The following is a 24,570-nucleotide window of genomic DNA, read 5'->3' as shown; positions in this document are numbered from 1 at the left end:
AAGGAGACGACGATGCCTATAACACTTCTGCCGGAAACCCCTTCCCAGACCGCCGGCCCCTACGTGCACATCGGCCTGGCGCTAGCCGCCGCCGGTAACCCTGTCCGCGAACTGGAAATCTGGAACGAGATGGCCAAGCCGGAGGCCGCTGGCGAGCACATTCTGTTGATCGGACGGGTATTCGACGGCATGGGTCATCTGGTCCGCGACTCGTTTTTGGAGTTCTGGCAAGCCGACCACGCCGGGGTGTATCACACGTGCTTCGATCCGGAGCGGTCGTTCAACAGTTTCGGCCGTACTGCCACCACCTTCGAGGCGGGCGAGTGGACCCTGAAGACGATCAAGCCGGGTTCGGTGAAGAACCGCACCGGTGAAAGCATGGCGCCGCACGTCAACGTCTCGTTGTTCGCGCGCGGAATCAATATTCACCTGCACACGCGTATCTATTTCGATGATGAAGCAGAAGCCAATGCGCAGGACCCGGTGCTCAATTCGATCGAATGGGTTCCGCGCCGCGACACGCTGATTGCTCGCCACTGCGAAATCGACGGCAAGCCGGCCTATCGCTTCGATGTGCGTCTGCAAGGCGAGGGGGAAACCGTTTTCTTTGACTTCTGATGCCATTCCGGCTGCCCGCGAACCATCAGCCGAGCCCGTGGCCCGGCTGGTGATGCAGAGCTTTCAGAGCCTGCTTAAAACTCGCGGATATCACGCCGACCCCGCACAGCATGCGGCCATCGAGCTTCTCGCTCACTGGCTGGATGCCCGGCTGCGCGGTCGGCGTGGTTGGTTGCGTACGCCAAAAGTCGGCGTCTATCTCTGGGGCGGAGTGGGACGAGGCAAGAGTTTCGTCATGGATGCCTTCTTCGCGGCGGCTCCCGTGGCGGCCAAGCGGCGTGTGCATTTTCATGGGTTTCTCCATGAGGTTCAGCGGCGCCTGAATGAAATCAGTGGTCAGCGTGATCCGCTGGCGGTAATAGCCCGCGAGATCGCTGAGCACACACATCTGCTCTGCTTCGACGAGTTCCATGTACACGACATCGCCGATGCAATGCTGCTTGGGCGCTTGCTGCACCAGCTGGCAGAGCAGGGTGTCGGGTTGGTCGCGACTTCAAACTATCCGCCGCGTGAGCTGTGCCCGAACCCGCTCTATCGGGATCGTTTCAAGCCGGCCATCGAGCTGATCGAGCGACGGTTCGAGGTGTATAAGCTGGACGGCGGCGAGGACTACCGCCAGCGCCCCGACAGCGATTACGTCTGGGGTGAATACGCGCAAGTGCCGGCCGGCGAGCAGACCTCCTGGATGAACGCACGGTTGCAGCTATCCGATGCAGCCGAACGGGATCTGACGCTGGAGGTGAATCACCGCACGCTGCGTCTGCGCGCCAGGGAAAACGGCCTCGCCTGGCTGGATTTTGATGAGCTCTGTCGGTTGCCGCGCTCCAGTGCGGATTTTCTTTGGCTGCGCGATACGTTCGAGCGGCTGGCCATAAGTGGCGTACCGACGCTCGACGGCGAGGGCATCGATGTCCAGCAACGCTTTCTCAATGCCATCGACATTCTTTATGACAGCGGTGTGCAGTTATTGCTGGTCGCCGAGGTAACTCCCGACCAGTTGCTCAGTGTCGGCGCTCATGTGGATTTTGCGCGGACCCGCAGCCGTCTGCAGCAGCTAAGGCTCGTCGACGGAGCGCATATTGATCAGGTGATCGTCTAGATGCTCGCAATCCTTGGCATTACCGCACCTATCTTCATCCTTATCGCCATAGGTTTTTTCTCCTGTCGCTCCGGGCTGGTCAGTCGCGACCAAACCGCGGGCATGGGGCGCTTCGTCATCAGCTTTGCGCTGCCGGCCCTGGTAATGAAGGCGCTGCTGGAGCGGCCGCTGGCCGAGGTGGTCGACTGGAATTATCTGTTGGGCTACGGCCTCGGTTCATTGCTGACGTTCGGCCTGGGCTTCGCCTTTGCACGCAAGGTACGCAAGGACACGGCAAGCGGCAGCGTCTTGGTCGGGTTGGGCATGTCGGTGTCCAACAGCGGCTTCGTCGGCTACCCCATCGTCGCCATAGCGCTCGGCTCGCCGGCTGCGGTGGCGCTGGCGTTGGGGATGATGATCGAGAATCTGCTGATGATTCCGCTGGCGTTGACGCTAGCCGAGCTAGGGCGGCAGAGCGCAAGCGGTTTGTGGCCTGCGCTGCGCGGCACGCTGGCAAACCTGGTCCGCCATCCGATTCTGATAGCCATCACGCTTGCGTTGCTGCTGGCGGTGTTCGAGTTGCGTCCACCCGCGGTGCTGATGCGGGTAATTGACATGCTGGCGCTGGCCTCCGCGCCAGTAGCGCTGTTCGTAATCGGTGCAAGCCTCTATGGAATGAAGGTCAGCGGTTTGGCGCTGGACGTCGGCCAGATGGCAATTGGCAAGTTGATTATCCATCCGCTGATGATTCTGCTGTGCTTCACGCTGATACCGGTTTCCGATCCGGTGCTGGCATCGGCGGGCGTGCTGATGGCCGCAGCGCCGATGATGAGTATCTATCCGATCCTCGGTGCGCGTTATGGACTGGAAGGGCGCTGTGCCGCGGCCCTGGTTGCCGCGACGATCCTCTCGTTCCTGAGCATCAGCCTGTTCATCTGGGCGATGACCTGATGGGCTGCAATGAGTCCCACGACCGTATAGGCAGCGTTAACTTGAAGACCGGCAGCGGCACGCGATCGCCGCTGTTGAAACCATTACCAGAGCAGGAGCACAGGTTTTGAATCGGCCCAGCAATCAACTTTTCGATGCCTATTTCACCGGCGCCGAGATGCGCGCGGTGTTTTCCGATGATGGCCGGCTGCAGGGCATGCTGGATTTCGAAGCCGCACTGGCCCGAGCCGAGGTGCGCTGCGGGGTGATTCCGCAAACGGCGGTCGGTGCCATCGAGGCTGCCTGCAAGGCCGAACTATATGACCCGAACACGTTGGCACAGGCGATCGCCACAGCCGGCAATTCCGCCATTCCTCTGGTCAAGGCGCTGGGCAAGCGCATTGCGCAGGATGATGCCGAGGCGGAGAAATACGTGCACCTGGGCGCCACCAGCCAGGATGCGATGGACACCGGCCTGATCCTGCAACTGCGCCAAGCCATCGGCTTGCTTGAGCGGGATCTGGCGACCCTGGGCACGACATTGGCGCGGCAGGCCGAGCGTCACGCCGATACGCCCATGTCCGGTCGCACCTGGCTGCAGCATGCGACGCCAGTAACGCTGGGAATGAAGATCGCCGGCTGGCTTGGCGCGGTGACGCGCCACCGTGAGCGACTACGGATGATCAAGCCACGGCTGCTCTGCCTGCAATTCGGTGGCGCCTCCGGTTCCCTGGCGGCGCTGGGCGAGCAGGCCTGGCCGGTATCGCAGGCCCTGGCCGACGAGCTGGCGCTGACGCTGCCCGAGCAGCCTTGGCATACCCAGCGTGATCGGCTGGTGGAGTTCGCCGCGCTGCTGGGCATGATCGCCGGCAGCCTTGGCAAGCTCGGGCGCGATCTGTCGCTGCTGATGCAGACGGATGTCGGCGAAGTATTCGAACCCTCGGCGCCGGGCAAGGGCGGTTCCTCGACGATGCCGCACAAGCGCAACCCGGTGGGCAGCGCAGTGATGATCAGCGCTGCAACCCGCGCGCCCGGTCTGGTCGCCACCATGCTGAGCGCCATGCCACAGGAGCACGAGCGCAGCCTTGGCCTCTGGCATGCCGAATGGGAAACCCTGCCGGAGCTGTGCTGCCTGGTATCCGGCTCGCTGCAGCAGGCGTTGGCTGCGATGGCCGAGCTGGAAGTCGATGACGAGCGGATGCGCGGCAATCTTGAACAGACCCGAGGGCTGGTACTGGCCGAGGCGGTGAGCATCGCGCTGGCCCAGCGTATCGGTCGCGATGCTGCGCATCATCTGGTCGAGCAGTGTTGCAAGCGCGCCGTTGCCGAAGGCCGCAATCTGCGCGGTGTGCTGGGTGAGACCGCAGCGGTGCGCAACGAGCTGAGCGACGCCGAGCTGGATCGCCTGCTCGATCCGACTTTCTACCTGGGCCAGGCGCGGCGCTGGGTCGAGCGCGCCGTAGCCGAGCACCGGGCGATCTGATTTTTTGCGTTTATCCGCGGCTGCGTGCGTGCAGTCCTGATCAACCACCAACACGGGAATGAACAAGATGGATGAGAAAGAACGCTACGAAGCCGGTATGCAGGTGCGCCGCGCGGTGCTCGGCGATGCACACGTGGAGCGCAGCCTGAAAAACATCACGCCGTTCAACGAAGAGTTTCAGGAAATGATCACCCGCCACGCCTGGGGTGATATCTGGACCCGACCCGGCCTGCCGCGGCATACCCGTAGCCTGGTGACCATCGCCATGCTGATTGGCATGAATCGCGAGGGAGAGCTGAAGCTGCATTTGCGTGCAGCCAAGAACAACGGCGTGACCCGCGACGAAATCAAGGAAGTGCTGCTGCAAAGCGCCATCTATTGCGGCATTCCGGCAGCCAATGCCACCTTCCACCTGGCCGAAGAGGTTTATGACGAGATGGGCGTGGAGTCGCTGCAGGGGCAGTAACCCAATCGGATGCGGGAACAGTCCCCGTATCCAGCTCGTCGGCGGTCACGTCTCGCTGCGCAAGCACTCGAACTCGCTAACTCCAGCCGCATGCCTCGCGGCAACGTAGCCGAAGGTCATCGCCGGACCGAGATTAATGCCGCCGGATGGATAATGCCCGCCCATGACGCTGGCCATGTCGGTGCCGGCGGCATACAGACCCGGAATCGGTTCGCCGTGCGTATTCAGCACCTGTGCGTGCCCGTTGGTGCGCAACCCGGCGAAGGTGCCGAAGCTGCCCGGCTCGACCTTCACCGCATAGAAGGGACCGTGTTCGATGGGTGCCACGCAGGGGTTCGGTCCGTTGTGCAATGGGGCGCCCATCTTGCGGTTGTAGGCGGTCGATCCGCGTCCGAAGGCGGGATCTTCGCCGTTGCGCGCGTGACGGTTGTACTCCCCGACGGTGCTTGTCAGTCCAGCCGGATCGATACCGCAGGCGTTCGCCAATGCTTCCAGAGTCTGTCCGCGCTTGAGGTAGCCGCTGCGCAGAATCGGCCCCAGCGGCACCGGGAATGGCCGGGCGTAGCCCAGTCCGTAACGGCGCTGGGTTCGGTGGTCGCAGATCAGCCAGGAGGCGACCGGCTGTTCGTTGGGCACCGCCTTCAACATGGCGGCTACGTAATCGTAGTAGCCATCCGCTTCGTTGACGAAGCGTTTGCCGTCGACCAGCACGCCGATGACGCCCGGCTTGGCGCGGTCGATGATGTGCGGGAAATGCCCGACGCTGCCATCACGATGGGGCACGCGCGACACCGGAGCCCAGGCGACCGGCGACGCCAGGTCGGTTTCCAGCTGACCGCCGACCGCTTCGCCCAAACGAATGCCGTCGCCGCTGCAACCGGTGGGCGGCAACGCGAGATGATCGTCCTTGCCTGGGTGGCGCGGAAACAGTGCTTTGCGTCGCTCAACGTCATTGGGAAAACCGCCGGCTGCGAGTACCACAGCCTTCGCATGGATGCGCAACTCGCCCTTATCGGTCATCACCTGAGCCCCTGTGACGCGACCGTCCGCATAGAGCAATTGGCTGGCCGCGGCATCGGTCAGCAACCGTACGCCCAACTCATCGGCGGAACGCACCAGCCGCGCCACCAGCGCTACGCCATTGACCAGCTGCATCGCTCGACCGTGACGGGCCAGATCCAGCAGATGCCGGCCAAAGCGTCGTGCAACATGCCAGGCGGCGCTGGGCGAGCGGGTCATATTGAGGAACGCGGCGAGATCCGGCCCGGCCATGATCGGCATGCCCATGAAGGACGTTTCGCGCATGGTTGGGCGCAGCCGGTGGATCAGCGCACCAAGTTCGCGGCCGTCATAAGGCGCAGCGATGACCTGATGGCCCTGCGTGGCGGCACCGGGTACGTCGCCGTGAATGTCGGGGATGCCGTTGCCATCGGTGAATTGCAGTCGCGTATGGGTCTCGAAGAACGCCACCATCGGGCCGCAGGCATCGAGAAATGCGTCGATCCGTTCGGCGTCGTAACGTTCGCCAAGTTCGTTGCGCAAGTAGGTGCGTGGCTGTTGCGGGTCTTCATGTATGCCGGCGCGGCGGGCCAGCGGATTACCCGGTGCCCACATCCAGCCGCCGGACCAGGCGGTCGCGCCACCGAGCGTGCTGTCCTTCTCCACAACGACGACCTTGAGGCCGTGCCACGCACCGGTAACCGCAGCCGAAAGCCCGGCAGCACCTGAGCCGATCACGAGCAGATCGCAGTCAATGTGATCATGGGGCAACGGCATAAAAATACTCCTGAGATTGGAACGATGTTCCAGTGTTACCGCCCGGACATAAAAAATGCCGGCGATGTCATCAGCGGCAAAAGGCTCCGTCGGACGACGAGCAAGCTGGAAGCGAATGGCGTTGCGGTTAGAGCAGACTGACCGTGGATCGCACGATCAGCGTGTTCTCGTCGTAGCCGGCGTTTGGTTGATATACGCGTATGGTCTTTGGCTTGCCGCGCGGTTATGGGATACACCCAGTTCCTCGAGCGGAACGACCCCCATCGCTGGACGCGGAACTTTACGAGAACAGGAAACCCCGGCGCGTGGCGCCGGGGTTATGACTCACGGCTTGGAAATGTTCAGGGTTTCCGGTGACACTTCGGTGGCGCCAGCTTCGTACAGCGACCAAGTGGTGACCGACTGCCAGCGATCGAGGAATTTCTTGGCCTCGTCCCCGCTCAGGTTGAGCGGCTGTGCGCCGAGACCCTTCATGAAGCTCTGGAATTCTTCATTACCTACGGCTTTGGAATAGGCCTCGGTGAGCTTCTTCTTGATGTCGTCGGGGGTGTCCTTGCGGACCCATGCGCCCCAGAACGGACCCCACGGCAGGTAGCTTTCCATTTCTGGTAGCGCCTTGGTGATCGGCTCGACGCCAGGCAGTTGCGGCAGCTCCTCGGTAGAGACGACGGCCAGGCCCTTGATCTTGCCGGAGGTGATCATCTCCCGCGCGGCGATCAGACTCAGCGGCATGAAATCGATATGGTTGCCCAGCATCGCAGTGATGCCTGGGCCGTCACCGGCAAAGGACACTTCGCGAACCTTCAGGTCATCGACTGCCTCAATCATCGCGTGGACCGAGCCCGGCAGGCCGCCGGCACCGGTCACACCCATGCGCAGGGTGCCCGGGTTGGCCTTGGCTTCGGCGAGCAGGTCGGCCATGGAGTTGAACTTGCTGTCGGCCGGTGCGGCGATGACGGCGATGTTCTGGCCAATGATGTTGATCGTTTCGAAGGCGTCGTAATCGAAGTCCGCCAGTCCCAGCAGAGGGTAGAGCTGGGCGTTCTCTGCTGCGAGCAGCACGGTATAGCCGTCCGGGCGCGACTGCAGTACATGGTTGCTGCCGATCACGCCGGTACCGCCGGTGCGGTTGTTGATGATGATCTTGCCGCCCAGTTCCTTTTCCACATACGGCGTGAGGCTGCGCATGACGATATCGGTGGCGCCGCCGGCGCCCCAAGGCACCACGCCCTGGATATTGCGCTCTGGGTAGTCGGCGTGCGCCGGCAAGGTCATGGCGACCGCCGCTGCGGTGAGGGTGACACTTGCGATGAGCTTTCTAAGCATTGGTGTGACTCCGTTGTTGTTGTTCTTGCGTGGTTGTCTTAGACCGGCGTGGCTGCCTTGCGGCGCTTGAGCAGGTCTTTCAGGGGAGTGTTGCCGAGAAGAATCAGGATCAGGCCTGTTGTCAGCAGCAGCGACAGCGGGTTGGTGAATAGCTCGGTGAGGAAGACCGTTGGGTTGTCGCCAACCGAGGACATCGCCTGGCGATACGAGGTGTCCATCAACGGGCCAAGAATCACGCCGAGAATCACCGGACCCATTTGGAAGCCGAAGGTCTTGAGGAAATAACCCACCAGACCGAAACCGAGCATCCAGTACACCTCGGTCATGCTGCTGTTGATGGAATAGGTGCCGACGGTGCAGAGCACCAGAATCAGCGGGACCAGAATTGCTTTGGGAATCTCTACCATCTTGGCGAACAGCTTGATGCCCATCAGACCGAAGATCAGCAGAAAGACATTTGCCAGCGTCAGATTGCCCACGGTAAACCAGAAGATGTGCGGGTTCTCTACCATCAGCATCGGGCCGGGATTCAGCCCGTGGATCACCAATGCACCAATGATGACCGCGGTCACTGCATCGCCCGGCATCCCAAGTGTCAGCATCGGGACGTAGGCGCCACCCACTGCGGCACTGTTGGCGGACTCAGGCGCGACCAGGCCCTCATAGGCGCCTTCGCCAAAGGGGCGAGTGGGTTTTTTCACGCTACGCTTGGCATGGTCGTACGCCATCAGCGCGGCGATGTCACCGCCACAGCCAGGTAGCACCCCAACGATCACACCGATGATCGAGGTACGGATCGACAGCGGCAGAAACTTCAACACCATGGCCAGCGAAGGAATGATCTTATCGACCTTCTGTTTGACCGGCGCCTGGTCCAGCGTGTGCATCATGGAAAACGCTTCGGCGACGCCGAACAGGCCAATCATCACCACCACGTAGTGGATGCCACCCATGAGTTCGATCTGGCCGAGAGTGAAGCGACCTTCTGCGGTGACCGGATCCATGCCCACCATGCCGATAATGGCGCCCAAGGCCGCGGCAAATATGCCCTTGGCCAGCGAGCCCTTGGCCAGACTGCCGACCAGCAACAGGCCGATGCCAGCGACAAGAAAATAATCACGTGGGGCGAACTTCAGCGCGAGATCGCCAATCACCGGTGCGGCGGTGGCCAGCAGCAGCGTGCCGACCAAGCCGCCGATGACCGACATTACGGTGCTCAGGCCGATCGCCTGACCGGCTTCGCCACGCTTGGCCAGCGGATAACCGTCGAAGCCAGTGGCCACGGAGGAGGGTGCGCCGGGGATGTTCAGCAGGATGGCGCTGCGTGAGCCGCCGTAGACACCGCCGATATAGATGCCGACGATCAGCGACAGTGCGTTATTCACCTCCCAGCCAAAGGTGAAGGAGACGAGGATCGATACCGCCATGGTCACCGACAGGCCAGGAATCGCGCCGATGTAAATGCCGGCGAAGGTTCCGAGCGCGGTCAGCATCAGCAGACTCGGGTCGAACCAGGCCATGGTGAAGAAGGAAAGGGCTTCAGTCATGTCATTCGCCTCAGGGCAGGTAAACGCTGAAGACCAGCGTGAACATCAGGTAGATGATTGCCAGCATCGCGGCGCTGACCCCAATGGAGAGCAGCAGCCCGCCGCGGCGCAGGTAAAAGATGCAGGCGGACGTAAAGACGAAGGTGCTGACGTAGAAGCTGACCCAGTCCATCGCGATCAGGTAGGCGATGGTCAAGGCCACAAACACCACGATCCTGATTGGAAAATGCTCGCGGCAGAACTGGCGCAGGGCGGCCAGCCCGTGGACAGCCGCAGGTTTCTTGGCCAGCGCTTCGACCAGGCACCAGAGTGCCGAGGCAACCATGATGAAGCTGATGCCGAGCGGGAAGGCGCCGGCGGAATTGATCGAGGAAAAGCCGGAGATGCCGTAGGCCAGGCAGCCGATGACCAGGCTCAGCACCAGTAGGCCGACACCGAAAACGAGCTCGCCGACTAGTCGAATCTTGGGTTCTTTCATGTCTTGCTCCTGCGTGGACAGGCGGGATGCCCCAGCGCTGTTGGAGCCGGAAGGGTAGCGGGAGGGGTTCGACTGTGCTGGAGAAAGGCTGCGCAGGGGCCCCGTCAGGTGGTCCGGCTGCAGCGGCTGGCTCGTCGCACGACCCAACGATGCGTGATGGTTCATAGCAGGGGCACTCTTATTGTTGGTGTGGTCGAGAAGGGCGGGCCCGTCTTCGTCGTGGGCTAATAGTGCGAGCACCACGACAGCGAATCAATTTGATCTGGCCGATTACCGCACGAAAACTAACTGGTTAGAACATATTGGACAACACGCGTCGATTCCCCGATCCGGCTGCCGCCTTCTAGAATCGCTGCCTTCTCAGGCGGAGGTGACTGCACATGGCGGGCAATCAGATCGAAAGAGCACTGGGTGTGCTGGAACAGCTGGCCGGTGCCGGAGAAGGCTTGGCGCTGCAGACCCTCGCTGATCGTCTGAACATTCCCAAGAGCGCGACGCATCGCATGCTCGCCGAACTCGTACGCCTCGGCTATGTCCGGCAGGACGACATGACCGGCCGCTATCGGTTGTCGACCCGCCTCATCGCGCTGGGCTTTCGACAGCTGGCCCACATCGGTGCGGATGTTGTTCAGCCGATCCTCGATCGTCTCGCCGAAACCTCGGGTGAACTGGTGCGTCTCGGCGTGGTGGAGCCGCGGCGGTTGACCTGGATCGCCAAATCGCAGGGCGCGCGTTCGGGGCTGCGCTACGACCCGGACATGGGTCGTGAAGCGCCATTGTTCTGCACCGCCTCAGGTCAGGCCTGGCTCGCCTGCATGAGCGATGAAGATGCGTTGGAGCGAGTACGGCAGCAGTATGCGGAGAGCGCCGATATCGTCACCGGACCCAACGCGCCACGTGACGATCAGGCCTTGCTGGAATGCCTGGTGCAGGCACGCGCCCGGGGTTACGCCTGGGTGATAGAGAGTTCAGCGATAGGGATGTCAGCACTGGCCGCTGTGGTTGTCCATCCGCAGCAGGGTCATCCGCTTGGTGTGTTGAGTATTGCCGGCCCCAGCGCGCGATTGCCCGAGGCGCGTATTCATGAGCTGGCACCGGCGCTGATCGCGGCGAGCAAGGAGCTTTCCGACGCCAGCCAGGCATCCGAATTCTTCGCCTAAGGCGCCCGGGCAGGCCAGGATTCTGATCAGGCTGAGACAGTCTTCAAACGAAAAAGCTGGCGGGTCTGTTTCTTCCTCAGCGCTTGCGCTATTCAGCACGTCGCCAAGATTCAGGCATGGTGACTGCGGCGTCTCCGCCGCGTGCTGATGGCTAAATGAGCTTGGAAGTGGTGCAGGGTTGTGTCCGATAACCGCACAAATTCGTTCGGTTTGACCGAGATTCTGGTGCATCGCGCGTTGCGCGACGTGCGCTCGTACCCTCAAATATCGACAGGCTTGAAAATGGAACCCTGTTCCGGAATTAGAATCGCCTGGAGATGCAGCTTGGACAATTTGCAAATTGCGCTGGTCGGCGCGGGTGTCATGGGTCGCCAGCACATCGAAGTGATCGCACGGTCATCGGCAGCCCGACTTTGCGCCATTGCCGACCCCGGCCCGGAGACCGAAGCGTTGGCGGATGGATTAGGCGTGGCCTGCTTCGCCGATCCGGATGCGCTGCTTGAGCGGGTCAGACCCGATGCGGTCATCGTCGCTAACCCCAACGCGCTGCACGTGACGACTGCCTTGCAATGCGTGGAGCGAGGCATCCCGGTACTGCTGGAGAAACCTGTGGCCACTGACTTGGCGCAGGTACGCCAGCTTGTCGATGCCTGTGAGCGAACCCGGGTGCCGGTGCTGGTCGGCCATCATCGGCGGCACAACCCCTTGATCGTGCGGGCTCGCCAGCTACTCGATGAACAGGCGCTGGGCCGGCTGACGACCGTCACTGCGATGTGGCAGTTACAAAAGCCCGACAGCTATTACGATGCGCCGTGGCGACGTGGACCAGGCGCGGGATTGCTGCTGACCAATCTGATTCACGATCTGGATCTGCTGCGGTACTTATGTGGCGAGGTGCGCCAGGTGCAGGCGTTTCTCGATAACGGCGTACGCGGTTTCGACAACGAAGACAGCGCTGCGGTGATTCTGCGTTTCGAAAACGGCGCCGTGGGCAGCCTGACCGCTTCGGATGCGGTCGCAGCCCCCTGGAGCTGGGAGCTGGACGCCGGTGAAAACCCGGTCTATCCGCGTCAATTCGACCAGCCCTGCTACTTGCTCGCCGGGACGCACGGCGCGCTCAGCCTGCCGCAGCTGCAGCGTTGGCAATACGTGCAACCGGGTGACGGCTGGCACCAGCCCTTGTTGCGTCACAGCGAGCCGATACCGGCGGGCGATGCCCTGAGCCGTCAGTTCGACCACTTTCTCGCAGTGGTTCGCGGCGAAGCTGCACCCTTGATTGACGCGGCCGATGCCGGACGGACCCTGGCGCTGGTGGAGGCGATCGAACGCGCCGCTCAGACCGGCTCGACATACGAACCTGAACGTCTCTGAGCGAGAAATCCTATGACCGATCGAATCGTTTCCCTGGCAGCCCTGACCGTCCTTGAGCTGTCTCCGCCAGAGATGGTGGAAATCGCCGCTCGCGCCGGCTACAGCCACGTGGGGCTTCGCCTGATACCGGCCACGCCCGAGGAGCATCACTTCCCGTTGGCCGCTGACCATGCGCTTCAGCAGCAGACGCTTGCCCGTCTGCGCGATACCGGCGTGCGCGTGCTGGATGTGGAAATTTTGCGGCTCAAACCCGATACGCGAATTGCCGATTTCGAGGCGGTGCTGGCGGTCGGCGCAGCGTTCGGCGCCAGCGAGGTGCTCGTCGCTGGCAATGATCCTGACGAGGCACGGCTGACCGAGCGTTTCGCAGAGCTGTGCGATCTCGCCGCGCCGTTCGGCCTGCATCCGCATTTGGAATTCATGCCCTGGACCGATGCCCGCGATCTGACTCAGGCGGCGCGCATCGTCGAGGCAGCCGGTCGCGACAATGGCGGCGTGTTGGTCGATGCGTTCCATTTCGATCGCTCGGGGTCGCGCCTGGAAGATCTGGCCCAGGTCGCGCCGACACGTCTGCGCTACATGCAGCTCTGCGACGTGGCGGGTCCGCGGCCGGACGATATGACGGAAATCCTCCGTCAGGCACGCAACGAGCGTCGCTTTCCCGGCGAAGGGGATTGTGACTTGGTGGGGTTGCTACAGGCGATGCCGGCGAATATTCCGCTGAGCTTGGAGATTCCAACGCGTCAGTTGATGGAGCAGGGCGTCAGTGCGCTCGATCGCGCGCGCATGGCGCTGGAGGCGAGTCGCCGAGTGCTGGCATTAGTGTGACCAACTTGACGGCGATGGACCGCCCCGTACTTGGCGCTTAGAAAGATGGTTCGATAATCGAACGATAAAACTCACCGGTTAGTACATTTGGTTTGCCTATCCGGTAATCGCACGCGAAGATCGGGTCGATACCCGATCACCCGTACACGTTCGACGAAGCGACTACACGTAGCCGCTTATCGACCAGGAGCCAATCGCATGCATCGCTCGATCGCCACTGTCTCTCTGAGCGGGACCCTTCCTGAAAAGCTCGAAGCCATCGCCGCCGCCGGTTTCGATGGGGTCGAAATCTTCGAAAATGACCTGCTTTATTATTCCGGCAGCCCGCGCGACATACAGCGCATGTGCCAGGATTTGGGCATTGCGATAACCCTGTTCCAGCCGTTTCGCGACTTCGAAGGCTGCCGTCGCGAACGGTTGCAGCGCAACATCGACCGCGCCGAGCGCAAGTTCGATCTGATGCAGGAGCTGGGTACCGACCTGGTGCTGGTCTGCAGCAACGTGCAGCCGGACTCGCTCGGCGATGAGAGCATTCTCGCGGACGATCTGGCCTTGCTCGCCGAGCGCGCTGGCGCGCGCCAGCTGCGGATCGGCTACGAGGCGCTGGCCTGGGGGCAGCACGTCAATACCTACCAGCAGGTGTGGAAGCTGGTGCAGCAGGTCGATCATCCGGCGCTGGGTATGATCCTGGACAGTTTTCATACCTTGTCGATCAAGGACGACCCGGCCGCTATCGCTGCGATTCCGGCAGACAAGATCTTCTTCGTACAGATGGCCGATGCGCCGGTGCTGGCCATGGATGTGCTGGAGTGGAGCCGCCATTTCCGTTGCTTCCCCGGCCAGGGCGAGTTCGACTTACCGGGTTTCCTGGCGCCGATCCTGAGTACCGGTTACACGGGTCCGCTGTCGCTGGAAATCTTCAACGATGGTTTTCGCGCGGCGCCGCCCCGGAGCAATGCCGCCGATGGGTTGCGCTCGCTGCTCTACCTTGAGGAAAAGACACGCAAGCTGTTGGAACCAAACCCGGCGCCTGCCGCACAGCTGGACATGCTCTTCGCGCCGCCCGAGGCGAGCCGCTACGAAGGCGTGGAGTTTCTCGAATTCGCCATGGATGAGCCCTGTGCAGCCAAGCTGACCGGCTGGCTCGAAAAGCTGGGCTTTGCCCAGGCGGGTAAGCATCGGTCCAAGGCGGTTAGCTTGCTGCGGCAGGGCGATATCAACATCGTGCTCAATGCCGAGCCCTATTCATTCGGTCACAATTTTTTCGAGGCGCATGGCCCGTCCCTGTGCGCCACCGCCCTGCGCGTGCGCGGCGGTGCCTCTGCGCTGGAGCGCGCGCGTGCGTTCAAGGGGCAGCCGTATCGTGGGCTGGTCGGCCCGAACGAGACGGAGATTCCCGCAGTACGCGCGCCGGACGGTAGCCTGATCTATCTGGTGGAGCACGGCGAGCCAGGACGCACGATCTACGACAGCGATTTCATTCTCGACCCTGACGCCAAGCAGAGCGGCCAATTGGGACGCATCGACCACATGGCGATGGCATTGCCGGCCGACGTATTGGATACCTGGGTGCTGTTCTACAAAACGCTGTTCGACTTCCAGGCTGACGACGAGGTGGTGCTGCCCGACCCCTATGGTTTGGTCAAGAGTCGGGCTATCCGCAGCCGCTGCAGCAGCATCCGTCTGCCGCTGAATATCTCGGAAAACCGTAACACGGCGATTTCCCACGCCGTATCGAGCTACCGCGGTTCGGGCGTGCATCATATCGCCTTCGATTGCCAAGACATCTTCGCCGAGATAAATCGGGCTAAAGATGCTGGCGTGCCGTTACTCGATATTCCGCTGAACTACTACGACGATCTGGCCGCGCGTTTCGATTTTGATGATGAGTTCTTGAGCGAGCTGGCCTACTACAACGTGCTCTACGATCGCGACGCGCAGGGAGGGGAGCTGTTCCACGTCTATACCGAGGCGTTCGAGGGGCGGTTCTTCTTCGAGATATTGCAGCGTAAGAACGGCTACGCGGGATATGGTGCTGCCAACGTCGCGGTGCGGCTGGCGGCAATGGCGAAATCGCGCAGCGGGGCGGCCAATCCTCCAAAGCTGTAATGGGGCTGAGCCCTTTATTCCTGTGGCAGGCAGGCCATAATCGCCCGCAGCCAAAGCCTGATAGATATAACAATGACCCAAGCAGCTGATGTTCTAGATACCGCGATGCCCCGCAAGGGGCGTAAGAACAATCCGGAGAAGACGCGCCAGGACATCCTTGAGGCGGCCATCGCCGAGTTCGTCCAGCAGGGGTTATCCGGCGCTCGGGTCGATGCCATCGCCGAGCGCACACGTACGTCGAAGCGGATGATCTACTACTACTTCGGCAGCAAAGAGCAGCTCTACCTGCAGGTGCTCGAGCGTCTTTACGGCGACATTCGCAACACCGAAAGCTCACTGCACCTGGCCGAGCTGGAACCGCGCGATGCTATCCGCCGATTGGTGGAATTCACCTTCGATCATCACGATAGCAACCCTGGTTTCATCCGCATCGTCAGCGTTGAGAACATCCACCACGGCCAATACGTGAAGCGCTCCGAAGCGATCCGTTCGTTGAGCAATAACGTGCTGGTGTTGCTGGACGAAATTCTGCGTCGCGGAGAAGCCGAGGGGCTTTTCCGTCAAGGTCTAGTGGCGCTGGACGTACACCTGCTGATCAGCTCGTTCTGCTTCTACCGCAACTCCAACCGCCACACCTTTGGCGAGATTTTCCAGATCGACCTGCATGACCCGGTAGTGCAGCAACGGCATAAGGAAATGATCTGCGAATCGGTTCTGCGCTACCTGCAGGCCTGAGCTGCCCGGCCATTGCGGCCGGGCGCGGTGTCGCCTGGAACGTCGGTCTCACATGGAAAGAAAGTGCGTCTGCATCCGCTCGGCATCGGCTTTGGTGCCGGTGAACAGCTCGAACGCTTTGACCGCCTGGAACACTGCCATGGTCCCGCCATCCAGTGTTTGGCAACCGATGGCGCGGGCGTTTCTGAGCAGCTCCGTTTCCAACGGGAAGTAGATGATTTCAGCCACCCAGAGCTGAGGTCGCAGCAGCTCGACTGGTAGTGGTGTGCCTGGCAGCTTGGCCATGCCCACCGGGGTGGTGTTGACCAGCCCGTCGGCATCGGCCATCAGGGCCGGCAGGTCGCGGCCCACTTCGGCCCGACCTTCACCGAAAGTGGCGTTGAGGTTGTCCACCAAGCCTTGAGCGCGCGCCGGTTCCACCTCGAAAATGCTCAGCCGCTCAACCCCTTCGTCGAGCAACGCATGGGCCACGGCGGCACCGGCACCGCCAGCGCCCATTTGCACGACGTGCCGGCGAGCGACGCCTGACAGCCCACGACGAAAGCCCTCGGCGAACCCCAGTGCATCGGTGTTATGTCCGACGCGTTTGCCATCCTTGAGCACTACGGTGTTGACGGCGCCGATGCCTCGCGCTTCGTCAGACAGCTCGTCGAGCAGCGGGATGATCGCCTGCTTGGCTGGAAAGGTGATGTTCAGTCCGGTGAAGCCCGTGCGCTCGGCTGCGGTTAGCAGATCGGGCAGGGCGGCCAGATCCAGACCGAGCTTGTCGAGGTCGATCAAGCGGTACAGATAACGGATGCCCTGGGCGTCGCCTTCGTGCTCGTGCAAGGCCGGGGTGCGCGAGGCCTGGATGCCGGCACCGATCAGGCCGGCCAGTACAGAGCGGGTCTCGATATTGGTCATGCTCGCGCCTCAAGCAACTGAGCGAAATGTTCCAGGCCGAGGCGGTAGCCGTTGCTACCCAGCCCGCAAATTACACCGACGGCAATCGGCGAGACGAAGGAGTGATGACGGAAGGCCTCGCGTTTGTGCACGTTCGACAGGTGCACTTCGATTACTGGGAGCTCCACCGCCGCCAACGCATCACGGATCGCCACGGAGGTATGGGTCCAGGCGGCGGGATTGATCAGGATGCCGGCGCAGCGGCCGCGTGCGGAATGGATGCGATCCAGCAATTCACCTTCATGGTTGGTCTGGAAAAACTCGACGGCCAGTCCGAGCGAAGACGCCGTGCGTTCGCACAGCCCGGCGATGTCCGACAGGGTTTCGTACCCATAGGTAGCGGGTTCGCGAGTGCCCAACAGGTTCAGGTTGGGGCCGTTCAAAACAAGAATGGTCTGGGTCATTGCGGCTCTTCGATAAATGTACCAACTGGTTAATACACGATATCAAAGACGCCGTCGGGATCGTCATGCGCGGACGGAAAGCTGGGCGGTAATCGAACAATGTTGTCATCCGACCTGCCATTGCCGGGCGTTACGACGCGCCTCGCGCAGTTCAGCTTGCAGCGCGTGTGCAGAGCCCAGCGCCGTCAGCCGTTGAAGATCGGCATGGCGTTCCCGTACCGCTTGCTCCAGCCAGTCGATTCGCACCAATGTCGAGGGTGTGCAGGTCTGGCCGCCGAGATCGTCTTGCAGATCCAGCCAATGCGAGCGCCAGGCCTCCTTCAGGTACAGAGCGTCGAGATCGCCGCTCAATGCTTGCCGCCATTCAGCGATGATGCCGCCCAGCCAATCGAGCACCGTCGAGCTGGCGCCGCGTGCCAGCAGTTCCGCGCGCAAGCGTTGATAGGCGTCGAGCGCGATGCGTTTTTCGAGGGCAAACGCGGCCAGTGCCAGATGATCGCTTTGCTGCTCCAGCGGCAGCAGATGGGCAAAATACTGCCGGGTTTCGAAGCGCTCGGCCGCATGAAAACCCGGCGCCGCGGTGCCATTGCTATTGAACTGGCGCAGCGGATCGAAACGGTACATGTAGCCGAAGTCGAACAGGCGCACCTGCCCATCGTCGAGCGTATTGCCGGGGCACAGGTCCCACTCGAACAGCCCGCCGAGCAGCAACGCCACCAGCGCGTCGAAGAGTTGCAGCAGCTGTCGCTCGTTCCAGGTCTGGATGCGCTCGCCGTCGATCCACGGAGACAGCAGTACGCCGCGGCGAAAGCTGGCGTAGCGGGTATCGACAACGGCGCTCAGATGCTCACCGAGGCGCGGGTCGCGCTTGAGCACAACTAGGTCGGCGCGGCGCTGAATCTCGTTGAGAAAACTGGTTTGGCCATCGACGTTCTGAACTTTGCAGCGCTCGCGGGCGCGCTTGAGCGTCCAGTCGCGTCCGCCGGCATGGATGCGATAGACGTGTGCGGTCAAGCCGGCGCTGAAGCATTCGCGAACATAGGGCTCGGTACCTAGGGTGGCCTCCAGTTGTTCGAGCGGCAGCGGGCAATCGTCACGCGTACCGATTTCCAGCTCCGCGCCGCTGGCGACGAATGCCAGCTGGGCCGCGTGGCGTTGTTGTTCCAAGGTCATGACGCAGTCCTCTGCCGGTGGGTTGGAATGGATGGTTAGTGGGCCTGCACTACGATGATTTTGTCGTCGCCCTGTTGCCTGGCGAAAGCGTAAGGATGTTCGGATAGCCGCCTGTGGCTGCCGGCGCCAATCGCAGGATGGCGCGCACGGAACTGACCGACGCGGCGCCAGTGATCGATCAGCGCGGCGATATCCGGTTTGGCATGCTCGTCCCAATTCATGTCCGAGCGGGTGCCCTGGAACGGGTCCGAACCGGTGGGGCCGAAGGTGCGCGCGCTTTCGTCGCCGTAGTAGATCTGCACCGCACCGGGGCTCAGCAGCAAGGCGCTGGCCAATCCGCGTTGGCGATCCAGGTCGCCGTTGTGTTGCGCAGAAAACAACGAGGTGTCGTGAGATGAGGCGTAGCTCATGAAGTTATGCCCAGGATTGTCCGCCAGCAGCGCCGCATAGTGTTGATAGCTGCGGTCGGCTCGGCGCAGGCAGTCGCTACCCTGGCTGGCGATTTCCTGCTGGAAGGCGAAGTTGATCAGTGCGTCGAAGCCATTGGCTTGGTAGTCGCTGGTTTCCGGACCGTGACCGAAAACTTCTCCGACCATCCAGAACGGCTCGTCAGCGAACGGATCGCTTGGGTTGGCGTGGCCCCAGTCGCGGCGAGCCTTGTCCGCCTGCTTGCGCAGATGCGCCCAGGTTGCCGGCTCCACGTGCATGACGGTATCGGCGCGGAACCCGTCCACACCGAACTCGCGAACCCAGTACGTCAGCCATTCGGCGAGATAATCGCGGACGCGATAACCGTCGCGGTCCACGGCGCGGGTTGGCTGCTTGTTCTGAAGGAAAGGCGGCAGGCCGACCGGCGCATCGCTCTCGGTGCGGAAGTCGGGCAGGAACGCCAGCGAGCCCTTGAGCGGATCCACCAGTACGCTGGGCGGAGCGGGGTAATCCGCGATGCCGGCGCGAACCCAGTCCTTGCCCCACCAGTTGGCCCAGGCCGGATGCTCGTAATCGATCAAGTTGTGATAGGCGTGCAGGTTCTCGAAGGACTCCGGTCGCCACTGCGTCCACTGCTCCGGTAGGTATCGCGCCATGCCGTCGCGCAGCGCACCGAAGTCATAGCGCTGCATGTCGGCCAGGGTCGAGTAGCCGGCATGGTTGAGCACCACATCGAACAGCACGCGAATACCGCGGGCATGGGCTTGGGCAATCAGCTCGCGCAGGTCTTTTTCGCTGCCCATGTTGGCGTCGAGCTGGGTGAAGTCCAGCGCGTAATAGCCGTGATAGGCGTAATGGCGAAAGTCGCCCTTGTCGCCGCCGCCCACCCAGCCGTGGATCTGTTCATAGGGCGCGCTGATCCATAGGGCGTCGATGCCGAGTTCGGCCAGGTAATCGAGTTTGCCGGTCAGGCCCTTGAGATCGCCGCCGTGGAAGGTGCCGATTTCTTGCGCACCGTCAGGCTTCCGGCCATAGCTGCGGTCGTTGCTCGGATCGCCGTTGGCAAAGCGGTCGGTAAGGGCGAAATAGACGATCGCGTTGCGCCAGTCGCGAGGCTGCTCTGATGACGAATCAGCCGCTTCGAGCAGCAACAGACCGCCGCTGTCTGGCGCCGGAGTCAGCTCGATTTTTCCGTTCTGCACGGTTGCCGTGTTGCCACTATAGGCGTCGCGTAATCGCTGGCCGTTTTCGAACACGTCGGCGACCGGCACCTGTATGGCTTCGCCGTTCCATGGACGGCAAGCCTGTTCGACCGGTTTGCTCCCCTGGCGAATCGGCAGCAGGCGCAGGTTGGCGTCGTCGCCGGTCTGCACCAGGAGGCGGTAGCGACCCGGTTTCGTCACTCTGAAATCGAAGCGGCTGCCGGGCTTCAGTTCGTGCCGTTGGAAGGGTTTGAACGGCTGACGTTCAGCCTCGTCGACGCCCAGCTGCAACATGCCATTCGGCAGCTCCAGCTCCACGGCGAAGCGATCATCAGCCAGGGGTTCCCAGGCCGGCTGCAGCAGTTGACCGTTGAGTCTGATCGGGACCTGCGGTTCCGCTTGCACGACAGGCACGAGCAGACTGAAACAAAGGGCTAGGATAGAAGGACTAAGGGGCGGCAGAGGGCGCATGTCCGGCTCCGGCAAGGCGGGATAGATGGCTCTATTCAAGCGTGTTTTCGGCGAGCCGTGCAGGCGGAGAAGGGCCGATTCAAGCGCGCTGCGAAAACCGCCAGAAGGCAAAACTACGCCCTGCCTCTACGCCCCTCATCCTCCCGCCGGGGAGGATGTTTTAGCCCACCGGCAGGGCGAGTATGGATGCACTGCAAGACCGCCCAGCGGCACGCAGAACGTTGTGGATCAAAAATAAGAAGCCACGAGGGATACACGAATGAATAAAAAGCTGTTTGCAGCGGCCGCGATCGGTCTCTCCGCAACCCTGAGTTTGCCGCTGTCCGTCCAGGCTGCTATCGAAGAAGGCAAGCTGGTCGTCTGGATAAACGGTGACAAGGGCTACAAGGGCCTGGCTGAGGTCGGCAAGAAGTTCACCGAAGAAACCGGCATTCCAGTCGAAGTCGCCCATCCAGATGCGGCGACCGACAAGTTTCAGCAGGCTGCAGCCACCGGCAACGGGCCGGACATTTTCATCTGGGCACACGACCGGCTTGGCGAATGGGCGCAGAGCGGGCTGCTTTCCCCGATCACGCCGAGTGCCGAGACCAAGGGCGAGATCGCCGATTTCGCCTGGGACGCGGTGAGTTACCAAGGGAAGTTGTGGGGCTATCCCATGGCAGTAGAAGCCCCCGCGCTGATCTACAACAAGGCGCTGGTATCGACCCCGCCGAAGACGTTCGATGAAGTCTTTGCGCTCAATAAAGAACTCGCTGCCGACGGCAAGCGCGCGATTCTCTGGGATTACAACAACACCTATTTCACCTGGGCGCTGCTGGCGGCCAACGGCGGTTATGCGTTCGCCAACGGTGACGCGGGTTACGACGTCAGCAAGACCGGTGTCAACAATGAGGGCGCCAAGCAGGGCGCAACCGTGCTCAAGCGCCTGATCGATGAGGGCGTCATGCCCAAGGGCGCCGACTACAGTGCCGCCGAAGCCGCGTTCAACAAGGGCGACTCGGCGATGTTCATCAGCGGGCCTTGGGCCTGGTCGAACATCCGCAAGAGCGGTATCGATTTCGGCGTGGCGCCGATTCCGGCGGTGGGCGATAGCCCGAGCAAGCCGTTCTCCGGCGTGATGGCCGCGACCCTCAACGCAGCCAGCCCGAACCAGGCATTGGCCGTCGAGTTTCTTGAGAATTACCTGTTGCAGGTCGAGGGACTGAAGACCATGAACGCCGACGTGCCGCTGGGTGCGGTGCCAAACAAGGCATACATGGCGGAGCTGGCCAACGATCCGTTGATCAAGGCGACGTTCGACAGCGCCGAGCAAGGCCGACCGATGCCGAACATTCCGCAGATGGGTGTGTTCTGGTCGGCGATGGAGCCTGCGCTGACCAACATCACGTCCGGTCGTCAATCGGTCGATGCCGCTCTAGATGACGCCGCCAAGCGCATCGTCAAGTAACGACAACCCGCAGCCGCAGCCGGAGGCGCCTGCGTCTTCGGCTGCGCGCCTTGAGGCCAAGATTCCGATGTCCGCCGTGAATGTTCCCGTCGAGATGCCCGGCCGAGCCGTGCCGAAATTATCCATTCCGAAGCTGCCAGCCGCGATGCGCTGGGGGCTTTGGTTGATCTGTAACGCGTTTGCGCTGTACCTGATCGTCGCCCTCTATGCGCAGGGGCAGACGGTGTTCGCCCTGCTCGGGCTGGTGGTCGCGGGGATCGCCAGTTTCGTCTTCATCAACCGCCGCGCCTACGCCCACCGTTACATCTTTCCAGCGGTGGCCGGGATGCTGATATTCGTCATCTTCCCGCTGCTGTACACCGTGGGCATCGGCTTCACCAACTACAGCGGCACCAACCTGCTGACCTTCGATCAGGCCCAGCGTTATCACCTCAGTCAGACCTACCTGGCCGGTGAGCGCTTCGGTTTCACTCTGCACCAGAACGACGCCGGCGAAATGCGCCTGCGCGTCGACAAAGGCGAGCAGGGCGTCTGGGTTTCCGCACCTTTGCAGGGCGAGCCGCTTGAGAGCGAACCGCTGAGAACAACTCCTGAGGCCGAGGTCGACGATCTAGGCCAGGCGCTGCCGCTGCGCGATGTGATTCGGCTGCGAAACCAGCTGGAGCAATGGGTGATGCGCGGCGACAAGGGGCAGCTGTTGCGTTTGTACGGCTTGCGCGAGGTTGCCGCGGTGGAGCCGCTGTACCGCCTGCAGGATGACGGCTCGCTGCTCAACAACCAGACCGGCGAACACCTGACCGCCAACGATGAAATCGGCTTTTATGTTGATGCCGAAGGGCAGAAGGTCGCGCCGGGCTACACGGTCTACGCCGGTTGGAGCAACTTCGCCAAGGTATTGACCGATCCGAAAATTCGCGGTCCGTTCTTGCAAATTTTCATCTGGACGGTGTGTTTCGCGGCGTTGACGGTGGTCTTCACCCTGGCCGTGGGGCTGGTGCTGGCGAGCCTGTTGCAATGGGACATGGTACGCGGCAAGGCCTTCTACCGGCTGATGCTGATCCTGCCCTACGCGGTTCCGGCGTTCATCTCGATCCTGGTGTTCAAGGGCCTGTTCAACCAGAGCTTCGGCGAGATCAACCTGATGCTCGACAGCCTGTTTCAGGTGCGCCCGGCCTGGTTCAGCGACCCGACGCTGGCGCGCAGCATGATTCTGCTGGTCAATACGTGGCTCGGTTATCCCTACATGCTGCTGCTGTGCATGGGCCTGTTGCAGGCGATTCCGCGCGATCTTTACGAAGCTTCGGCAATGGACGGTGCGACGCCACTGGACAACCTGCTGAAGATCACCTTGCCATTACTGATCAAGCCGCTGGCGCCGCTGCTGATCGCAAGCTTCGCCTTCAACTTCAATAACTTCGTGCTGATCACGCTGCTTACCCGCGGCGGCCCGGACATCCTCGGCACCACAACGCCGGCCGGCACCACCGACCTGCTGGTCAGCTACACCTACCGCATCGCTTTTCAGGATTCGGGGCAGAACTTCGCCCTGGCCGCCGCCATCGCCACGCTGATCTTCATTGTCGTCGGCGCGATGGCCTGGCTGAATCTGAAGCTTTCCAAGGTCAAGGTATGAACGCTTGCAAAAACACTCTCGCAGTTTTCGCGAACTTTAAGGATTAGGCACATGGCCATGGTTCAACCGAAATCCGTCAAATATCGCGTCTGGCTGACACATGCCGCACTGCTCGCCTTTGTCGCCCTGATCGTATTTCCACTGCTCATGGTGGTGTCGATCTCCTTTCGCGAAGGCAACTTCGCCACCGGCAGCCTGTTTCCGGAAAGCCCGACGTTGGAACATTGGTCGCTGGCGTTGGGCATTCCCTACGTCCATGAAAATGGCGCGGTCAGCAACCCGCCGTTTCCGGTGCTTACCTGGTTGTGGAACTCGGTGAAGATCGCGCTGATCAGCTCGCTGCTGATCCTCATGCTGTCCACCACCAGCGCCTATGCGTTCGCTCGGCTTCGCTTCCGGGGCAAGGGGCCGATCCTCAAGGGCATGCTGATCTTCCAGATGTTCCCACCGGTGCTGACGCTGGTGGCGATCTACGCGCTGTTCGACCAGCTCGGTCAGCATATTGGCTGGCTTGGGGTGAATACCCATGGCGCGGTGATCATCGCCTCGCTGGGTGGCATGGCGCTGCATATCTGGACCATCAAGGGCTATTTCGAAAGCATCGACGGCTCGCTGGAAGAGGCGGCCATCGTTGACGGCGCGACCACCTGGCAGGCCTTCGTACACATTCTTCTGCCGATGAGCGTGCCGATTCTAGCGGTGGTGTTCATTCTTGCCTTCATCACCAGCATCACCGAATACCCAATCGCCTCGGTGCTGTTGATGGATGTGGACAAACTCACGCTGTCGGTCGGTGCCCAGCAGTATCTCTATGACCAGAATTACTTGTGGGGCGACTTCGCCGCTGCGGCGGTGCTGTCCGGGCTGCCGATCACCGCGGTGTTCCTTTATTGCCAGAAGTGGATCGTTGGCGGGCTGACGGCGGGCGGAGTGAAGGGTTAGCGCGCAACAGTGAACGGAATCG

The 24,570-nt window shown here is 61.9% G+C and carries 21 protein-coding genes; 13 read left to right on the top strand and 8 right to left on the bottom strand.

Features of this window, described 5'->3' with window-relative positions; all coding sequences use genetic code 11:
- Positions 1–12: 12 nt before the first annotated feature.
- From pcaG to pcaC, 5 genes are all read left to right on the top strand, one after another.
- Positions 13–618 (top strand): protocatechuate 3,4-dioxygenase subunit alpha, encoded by a 606-nt coding sequence (gene pcaG / locus D7241_RS17215; protein WP_408102558.1) that lies wholly within the window; start codon positions 13–15, stop codon positions 616–618.
- Positions 608–1,717, top strand: a complete 1,110-nt coding sequence (gene zapE, locus D7241_RS17210) for a cell division protein ZapE (protein ID WP_408102557.1) — start codon at positions 608–610, stop codon at positions 1,715–1,717. Before pcaG ends, zapE begins: the two co-directional genes overlap by 11 nt.
- Positions 1,718–2,647, top strand: a complete 930-nt coding sequence (locus D7241_RS17205) for an AEC family transporter (protein WP_408102556.1) — start codon at positions 1,718–1,720, stop codon at positions 2,645–2,647. It abuts the gene before it with no gap.
- A gap of 106 nt (positions 2,648–2,753) precedes the next feature.
- Positions 2,754–4,109 (top strand): 3-carboxy-cis,cis-muconate cycloisomerase, encoded by a 1,356-nt coding sequence (locus tag D7241_RS17200; RefSeq protein WP_408102555.1) that lies wholly within the window; start codon positions 2,754–2,756, stop codon positions 4,107–4,109.
- 67 nt (positions 4,110–4,176) lie between these two features.
- On the top strand, positions 4,177–4,575 hold the full coding sequence (gene pcaC / locus D7241_RS17195) for a 4-carboxymuconolactone decarboxylase (RefSeq protein WP_255978865.1): 399 nt from the start codon (positions 4,177–4,179) through the stop codon (positions 4,573–4,575).
- Between the two features lie 45 nt (positions 4,576–4,620).
- Here pcaC and D7241_RS17190 read toward each other — a convergent pair whose 3' ends face one another.
- The 4 genes from D7241_RS17190 to D7241_RS17175 all read right to left on the bottom strand — a co-directional run bounded on the left by D7241_RS17190 (position 4,621) and on the right by D7241_RS17175 (position 9,867).
- Entirely contained in the window at positions 4,621–6,351 is a 1,731-nt protein-coding gene (locus D7241_RS17190; protein WP_408102554.1) for an FAD-dependent oxidoreductase, read from the bottom strand.
- Positions 6,352–6,675: 324 nt separating this feature from the next.
- Complete coding sequence (locus D7241_RS17185; protein ID WP_408102553.1) at positions 6,676–7,677, bottom strand: Bug family tripartite tricarboxylate transporter substrate binding protein; 1,002 nt, start codon at positions 7,675–7,677, stop codon at positions 6,676–6,678.
- A 38-nt stretch (positions 7,678–7,715) separates the two neighbouring features.
- The gene (locus tag D7241_RS17180) at positions 7,716–9,224 is read right to left on the bottom strand and encodes a tripartite tricarboxylate transporter permease (protein ID WP_408102552.1); all 1,509 of its coding nucleotides are present in this window, start codon (positions 9,222–9,224) and stop codon (positions 7,716–7,718) included.
- A gap of 10 nt (positions 9,225–9,234) precedes the next feature.
- Entirely contained in the window at positions 9,235–9,867 is a 633-nt protein-coding gene (locus D7241_RS17175) for a tripartite tricarboxylate transporter TctB family protein (protein ID WP_408102551.1), read from the bottom strand.
- A 215-nt stretch (positions 9,868–10,082) separates the two neighbouring features.
- Here D7241_RS17175 and D7241_RS17170 point away from each other — a divergent pair, with 215 nt between their 5' ends.
- The 5 genes from D7241_RS17170 to D7241_RS17150 all read left to right on the top strand — a co-directional run bounded on the left by D7241_RS17170 (position 10,083) and on the right by D7241_RS17150 (position 15,905).
- On the top strand, positions 10,083–10,862 hold the full coding sequence (locus D7241_RS17170; RefSeq protein ID WP_408102550.1) for an IclR family transcriptional regulator: 780 nt from the start codon (positions 10,083–10,085) through the stop codon (positions 10,860–10,862).
- Positions 10,863–11,186: 324 nt separating this feature from the next.
- Positions 11,187–12,233, top strand: a complete 1,047-nt coding sequence (locus D7241_RS17165; RefSeq protein WP_408102549.1) for a Gfo/Idh/MocA family protein — start codon at positions 11,187–11,189, stop codon at positions 12,231–12,233.
- 12 nt (positions 12,234–12,245) lie between these two features.
- Entirely contained in the window at positions 12,246–13,061 is an 816-nt protein-coding gene (locus D7241_RS17160; protein WP_408102548.1) for a sugar phosphate isomerase/epimerase family protein, read from the top strand.
- A gap of 198 nt (positions 13,062–13,259) precedes the next feature.
- The gene (quiC, locus tag D7241_RS17155) at positions 13,260–15,170 is read left to right on the top strand and encodes a 3-dehydroshikimate dehydratase QuiC (RefSeq protein ID WP_408102547.1); all 1,911 of its coding nucleotides are present in this window, start codon (positions 13,260–13,262) and stop codon (positions 15,168–15,170) included.
- A gap of 72 nt (positions 15,171–15,242) precedes the next feature.
- Positions 15,243–15,905, top strand: a complete 663-nt coding sequence (locus tag D7241_RS17150) for a TetR/AcrR family transcriptional regulator (RefSeq protein WP_408102546.1) — start codon at positions 15,243–15,245, stop codon at positions 15,903–15,905.
- 48 nt (positions 15,906–15,953) lie between these two features.
- Here the strand turns inward: D7241_RS17150 and D7241_RS17145 are convergent, their stop codons facing one another.
- The 4 genes from D7241_RS17145 to D7241_RS17130 all read right to left on the bottom strand — a co-directional run bounded on the left by D7241_RS17145 (position 15,954) and on the right by D7241_RS17130 (position 20,526).
- The gene (locus D7241_RS17145) at positions 15,954–16,808 is read right to left on the bottom strand and encodes a shikimate dehydrogenase (protein ID WP_408102545.1); all 855 of its coding nucleotides are present in this window, start codon (positions 16,806–16,808) and stop codon (positions 15,954–15,956) included.
- The gene (aroQ, locus tag D7241_RS17140; protein ID WP_408102544.1) at positions 16,805–17,251 is read right to left on the bottom strand and encodes a type II 3-dehydroquinate dehydratase; all 447 of its coding nucleotides are present in this window, start codon (positions 17,249–17,251) and stop codon (positions 16,805–16,807) included. The genes D7241_RS17145 and aroQ overlap by 4 nt, the downstream gene beginning before the upstream one ends.
- Positions 17,252–17,356: 105 nt before the next feature.
- Positions 17,357–18,424 (bottom strand): hypothetical protein, encoded by a 1,068-nt coding sequence (locus D7241_RS17135; RefSeq protein WP_408102543.1) that lies wholly within the window; start codon positions 18,422–18,424, stop codon positions 17,357–17,359.
- Positions 18,425–18,459: 35 nt separating this feature from the next.
- Positions 18,460–20,526: an alpha-amylase gene (locus D7241_RS17130; RefSeq protein WP_408102542.1), complete on the bottom strand. Its 2,067-nt coding sequence runs from the start codon at positions 20,524–20,526 to the stop codon at positions 18,460–18,462.
- A gap of 259 nt (positions 20,527–20,785) precedes the next feature.
- On the opposite strand from D7241_RS17130, the gene malE reads away from it, so the two are divergent.
- The 3 genes from malE to malG all read left to right on the top strand — a co-directional run bounded on the left by malE (position 20,786) and on the right by malG (position 24,548).
- Positions 20,786–21,973 carry a maltose/maltodextrin ABC transporter substrate-binding protein MalE gene (malE, locus tag D7241_RS17125; RefSeq protein WP_408102541.1) on the top strand — a complete coding sequence of 396 codons (1,188 nt, stop codon included), beginning with the start codon at positions 20,786–20,788 and terminating at the stop codon, positions 21,971–21,973.
- Positions 21,974–22,067: 94 nt separating this feature from the next.
- Positions 22,068–23,606: a maltose ABC transporter permease MalF gene (malF, locus tag D7241_RS17120; protein ID WP_408102953.1), complete on the top strand. Its 1,539-nt coding sequence runs from the start codon at positions 22,068–22,070 to the stop codon at positions 23,604–23,606.
- Between the two features lie 51 nt (positions 23,607–23,657).
- Positions 23,658–24,548: a maltose ABC transporter permease MalG gene (gene malG, locus D7241_RS17115; protein ID WP_408102540.1), complete on the top strand. Its 891-nt coding sequence runs from the start codon at positions 23,658–23,660 to the stop codon at positions 24,546–24,548.
- Positions 24,549–24,570 lie beyond the last annotated feature (22 nt).

The sequence above is a fragment of the Stutzerimonas sp. VN223-3 genome (assembly GCF_045999685.1).
In the GTDB taxonomy this organism is placed as follows: domain Bacteria; phylum Pseudomonadota; class Gammaproteobacteria; order Pseudomonadales; family Pseudomonadaceae; genus Stutzerimonas; species Stutzerimonas stutzeri_AR.
Note: the sequence above shows the minus strand (reverse complement) of the source record. Positions and strands in the feature narration are given on the sequence as shown.

Coding starts and splice junctions, on each gene's coding strand:
- pcaG (WP_408102558.1), top strand. CDS start 13: ATGCCTATAACACTTCTGCCGGAAACCCCTTCCCAGACCGCCGGCCCC.
- D7241_RS17205 (WP_408102556.1), top strand. CDS start 1,718: ATGCTCGCAATCCTTGGCATTACCGCACCTATCTTCATCCTTATCGCC.
- pcaC (WP_255978865.1), top strand. CDS start 4,177: ATGGATGAGAAAGAACGCTACGAAGCCGGTATGCAGGTGCGCCGCGCG.
- D7241_RS17190 (WP_408102554.1), bottom strand. CDS start 6,351: ATGCCGTTGCCCCATGATCACATTGACTGCGATCTGCTCGTGATCGGC.
- D7241_RS17185 (WP_408102553.1), bottom strand. CDS start 7,677: ATGCTTAGAAAGCTCATCGCAAGTGTCACCCTCACCGCAGCGGCGGTC.
- D7241_RS17180 (WP_408102552.1), bottom strand. CDS start 9,224: ATGACTGAAGCCCTTTCCTTCTTCACCATGGCCTGGTTCGACCCGAGT.
- D7241_RS17175 (WP_408102551.1), bottom strand. CDS start 9,867: ATGAACCATCACGCATCGTTGGGTCGTGCGACGAGCCAGCCGCTGCAG.
- D7241_RS17170 (WP_408102550.1), top strand. CDS start 10,083: ATGGCGGGCAATCAGATCGAAAGAGCACTGGGTGTGCTGGAACAGCTG.
- D7241_RS17160 (WP_408102548.1), top strand. CDS start 12,246: ATGACCGATCGAATCGTTTCCCTGGCAGCCCTGACCGTCCTTGAGCTG.
- quiC (WP_408102547.1), top strand. CDS start 13,260: ATGCATCGCTCGATCGCCACTGTCTCTCTGAGCGGGACCCTTCCTGAA.
- D7241_RS17150 (WP_408102546.1), top strand. CDS start 15,243: ATGACCCAAGCAGCTGATGTTCTAGATACCGCGATGCCCCGCAAGGGG.
- D7241_RS17145 (WP_408102545.1), bottom strand. CDS start 16,808: ATGACCAATATCGAGACCCGCTCTGTACTGGCCGGCCTGATCGGTGCC.
- aroQ (WP_408102544.1), bottom strand. CDS start 17,251: ATGACCCAGACCATTCTTGTTTTGAACGGCCCCAACCTGAACCTGTTG.
- D7241_RS17135 (WP_408102543.1), bottom strand. CDS start 18,424: ATGACCTTGGAACAACAACGCCACGCGGCCCAGCTGGCATTCGTCGCC.
- D7241_RS17130 (WP_408102542.1), bottom strand. CDS start 20,526: ATGCGCCCTCTGCCGCCCCTTAGTCCTTCTATCCTAGCCCTTTGTTTC.
- malE (WP_408102541.1), top strand. CDS start 20,786: ATGAATAAAAAGCTGTTTGCAGCGGCCGCGATCGGTCTCTCCGCAACC.
- malF (WP_408102953.1), top strand. CDS start 22,068: ATGCCCGGCCGAGCCGTGCCGAAATTATCCATTCCGAAGCTGCCAGCC.
- malG (WP_408102540.1), top strand. CDS start 23,658: ATGGCCATGGTTCAACCGAAATCCGTCAAATATCGCGTCTGGCTGACA.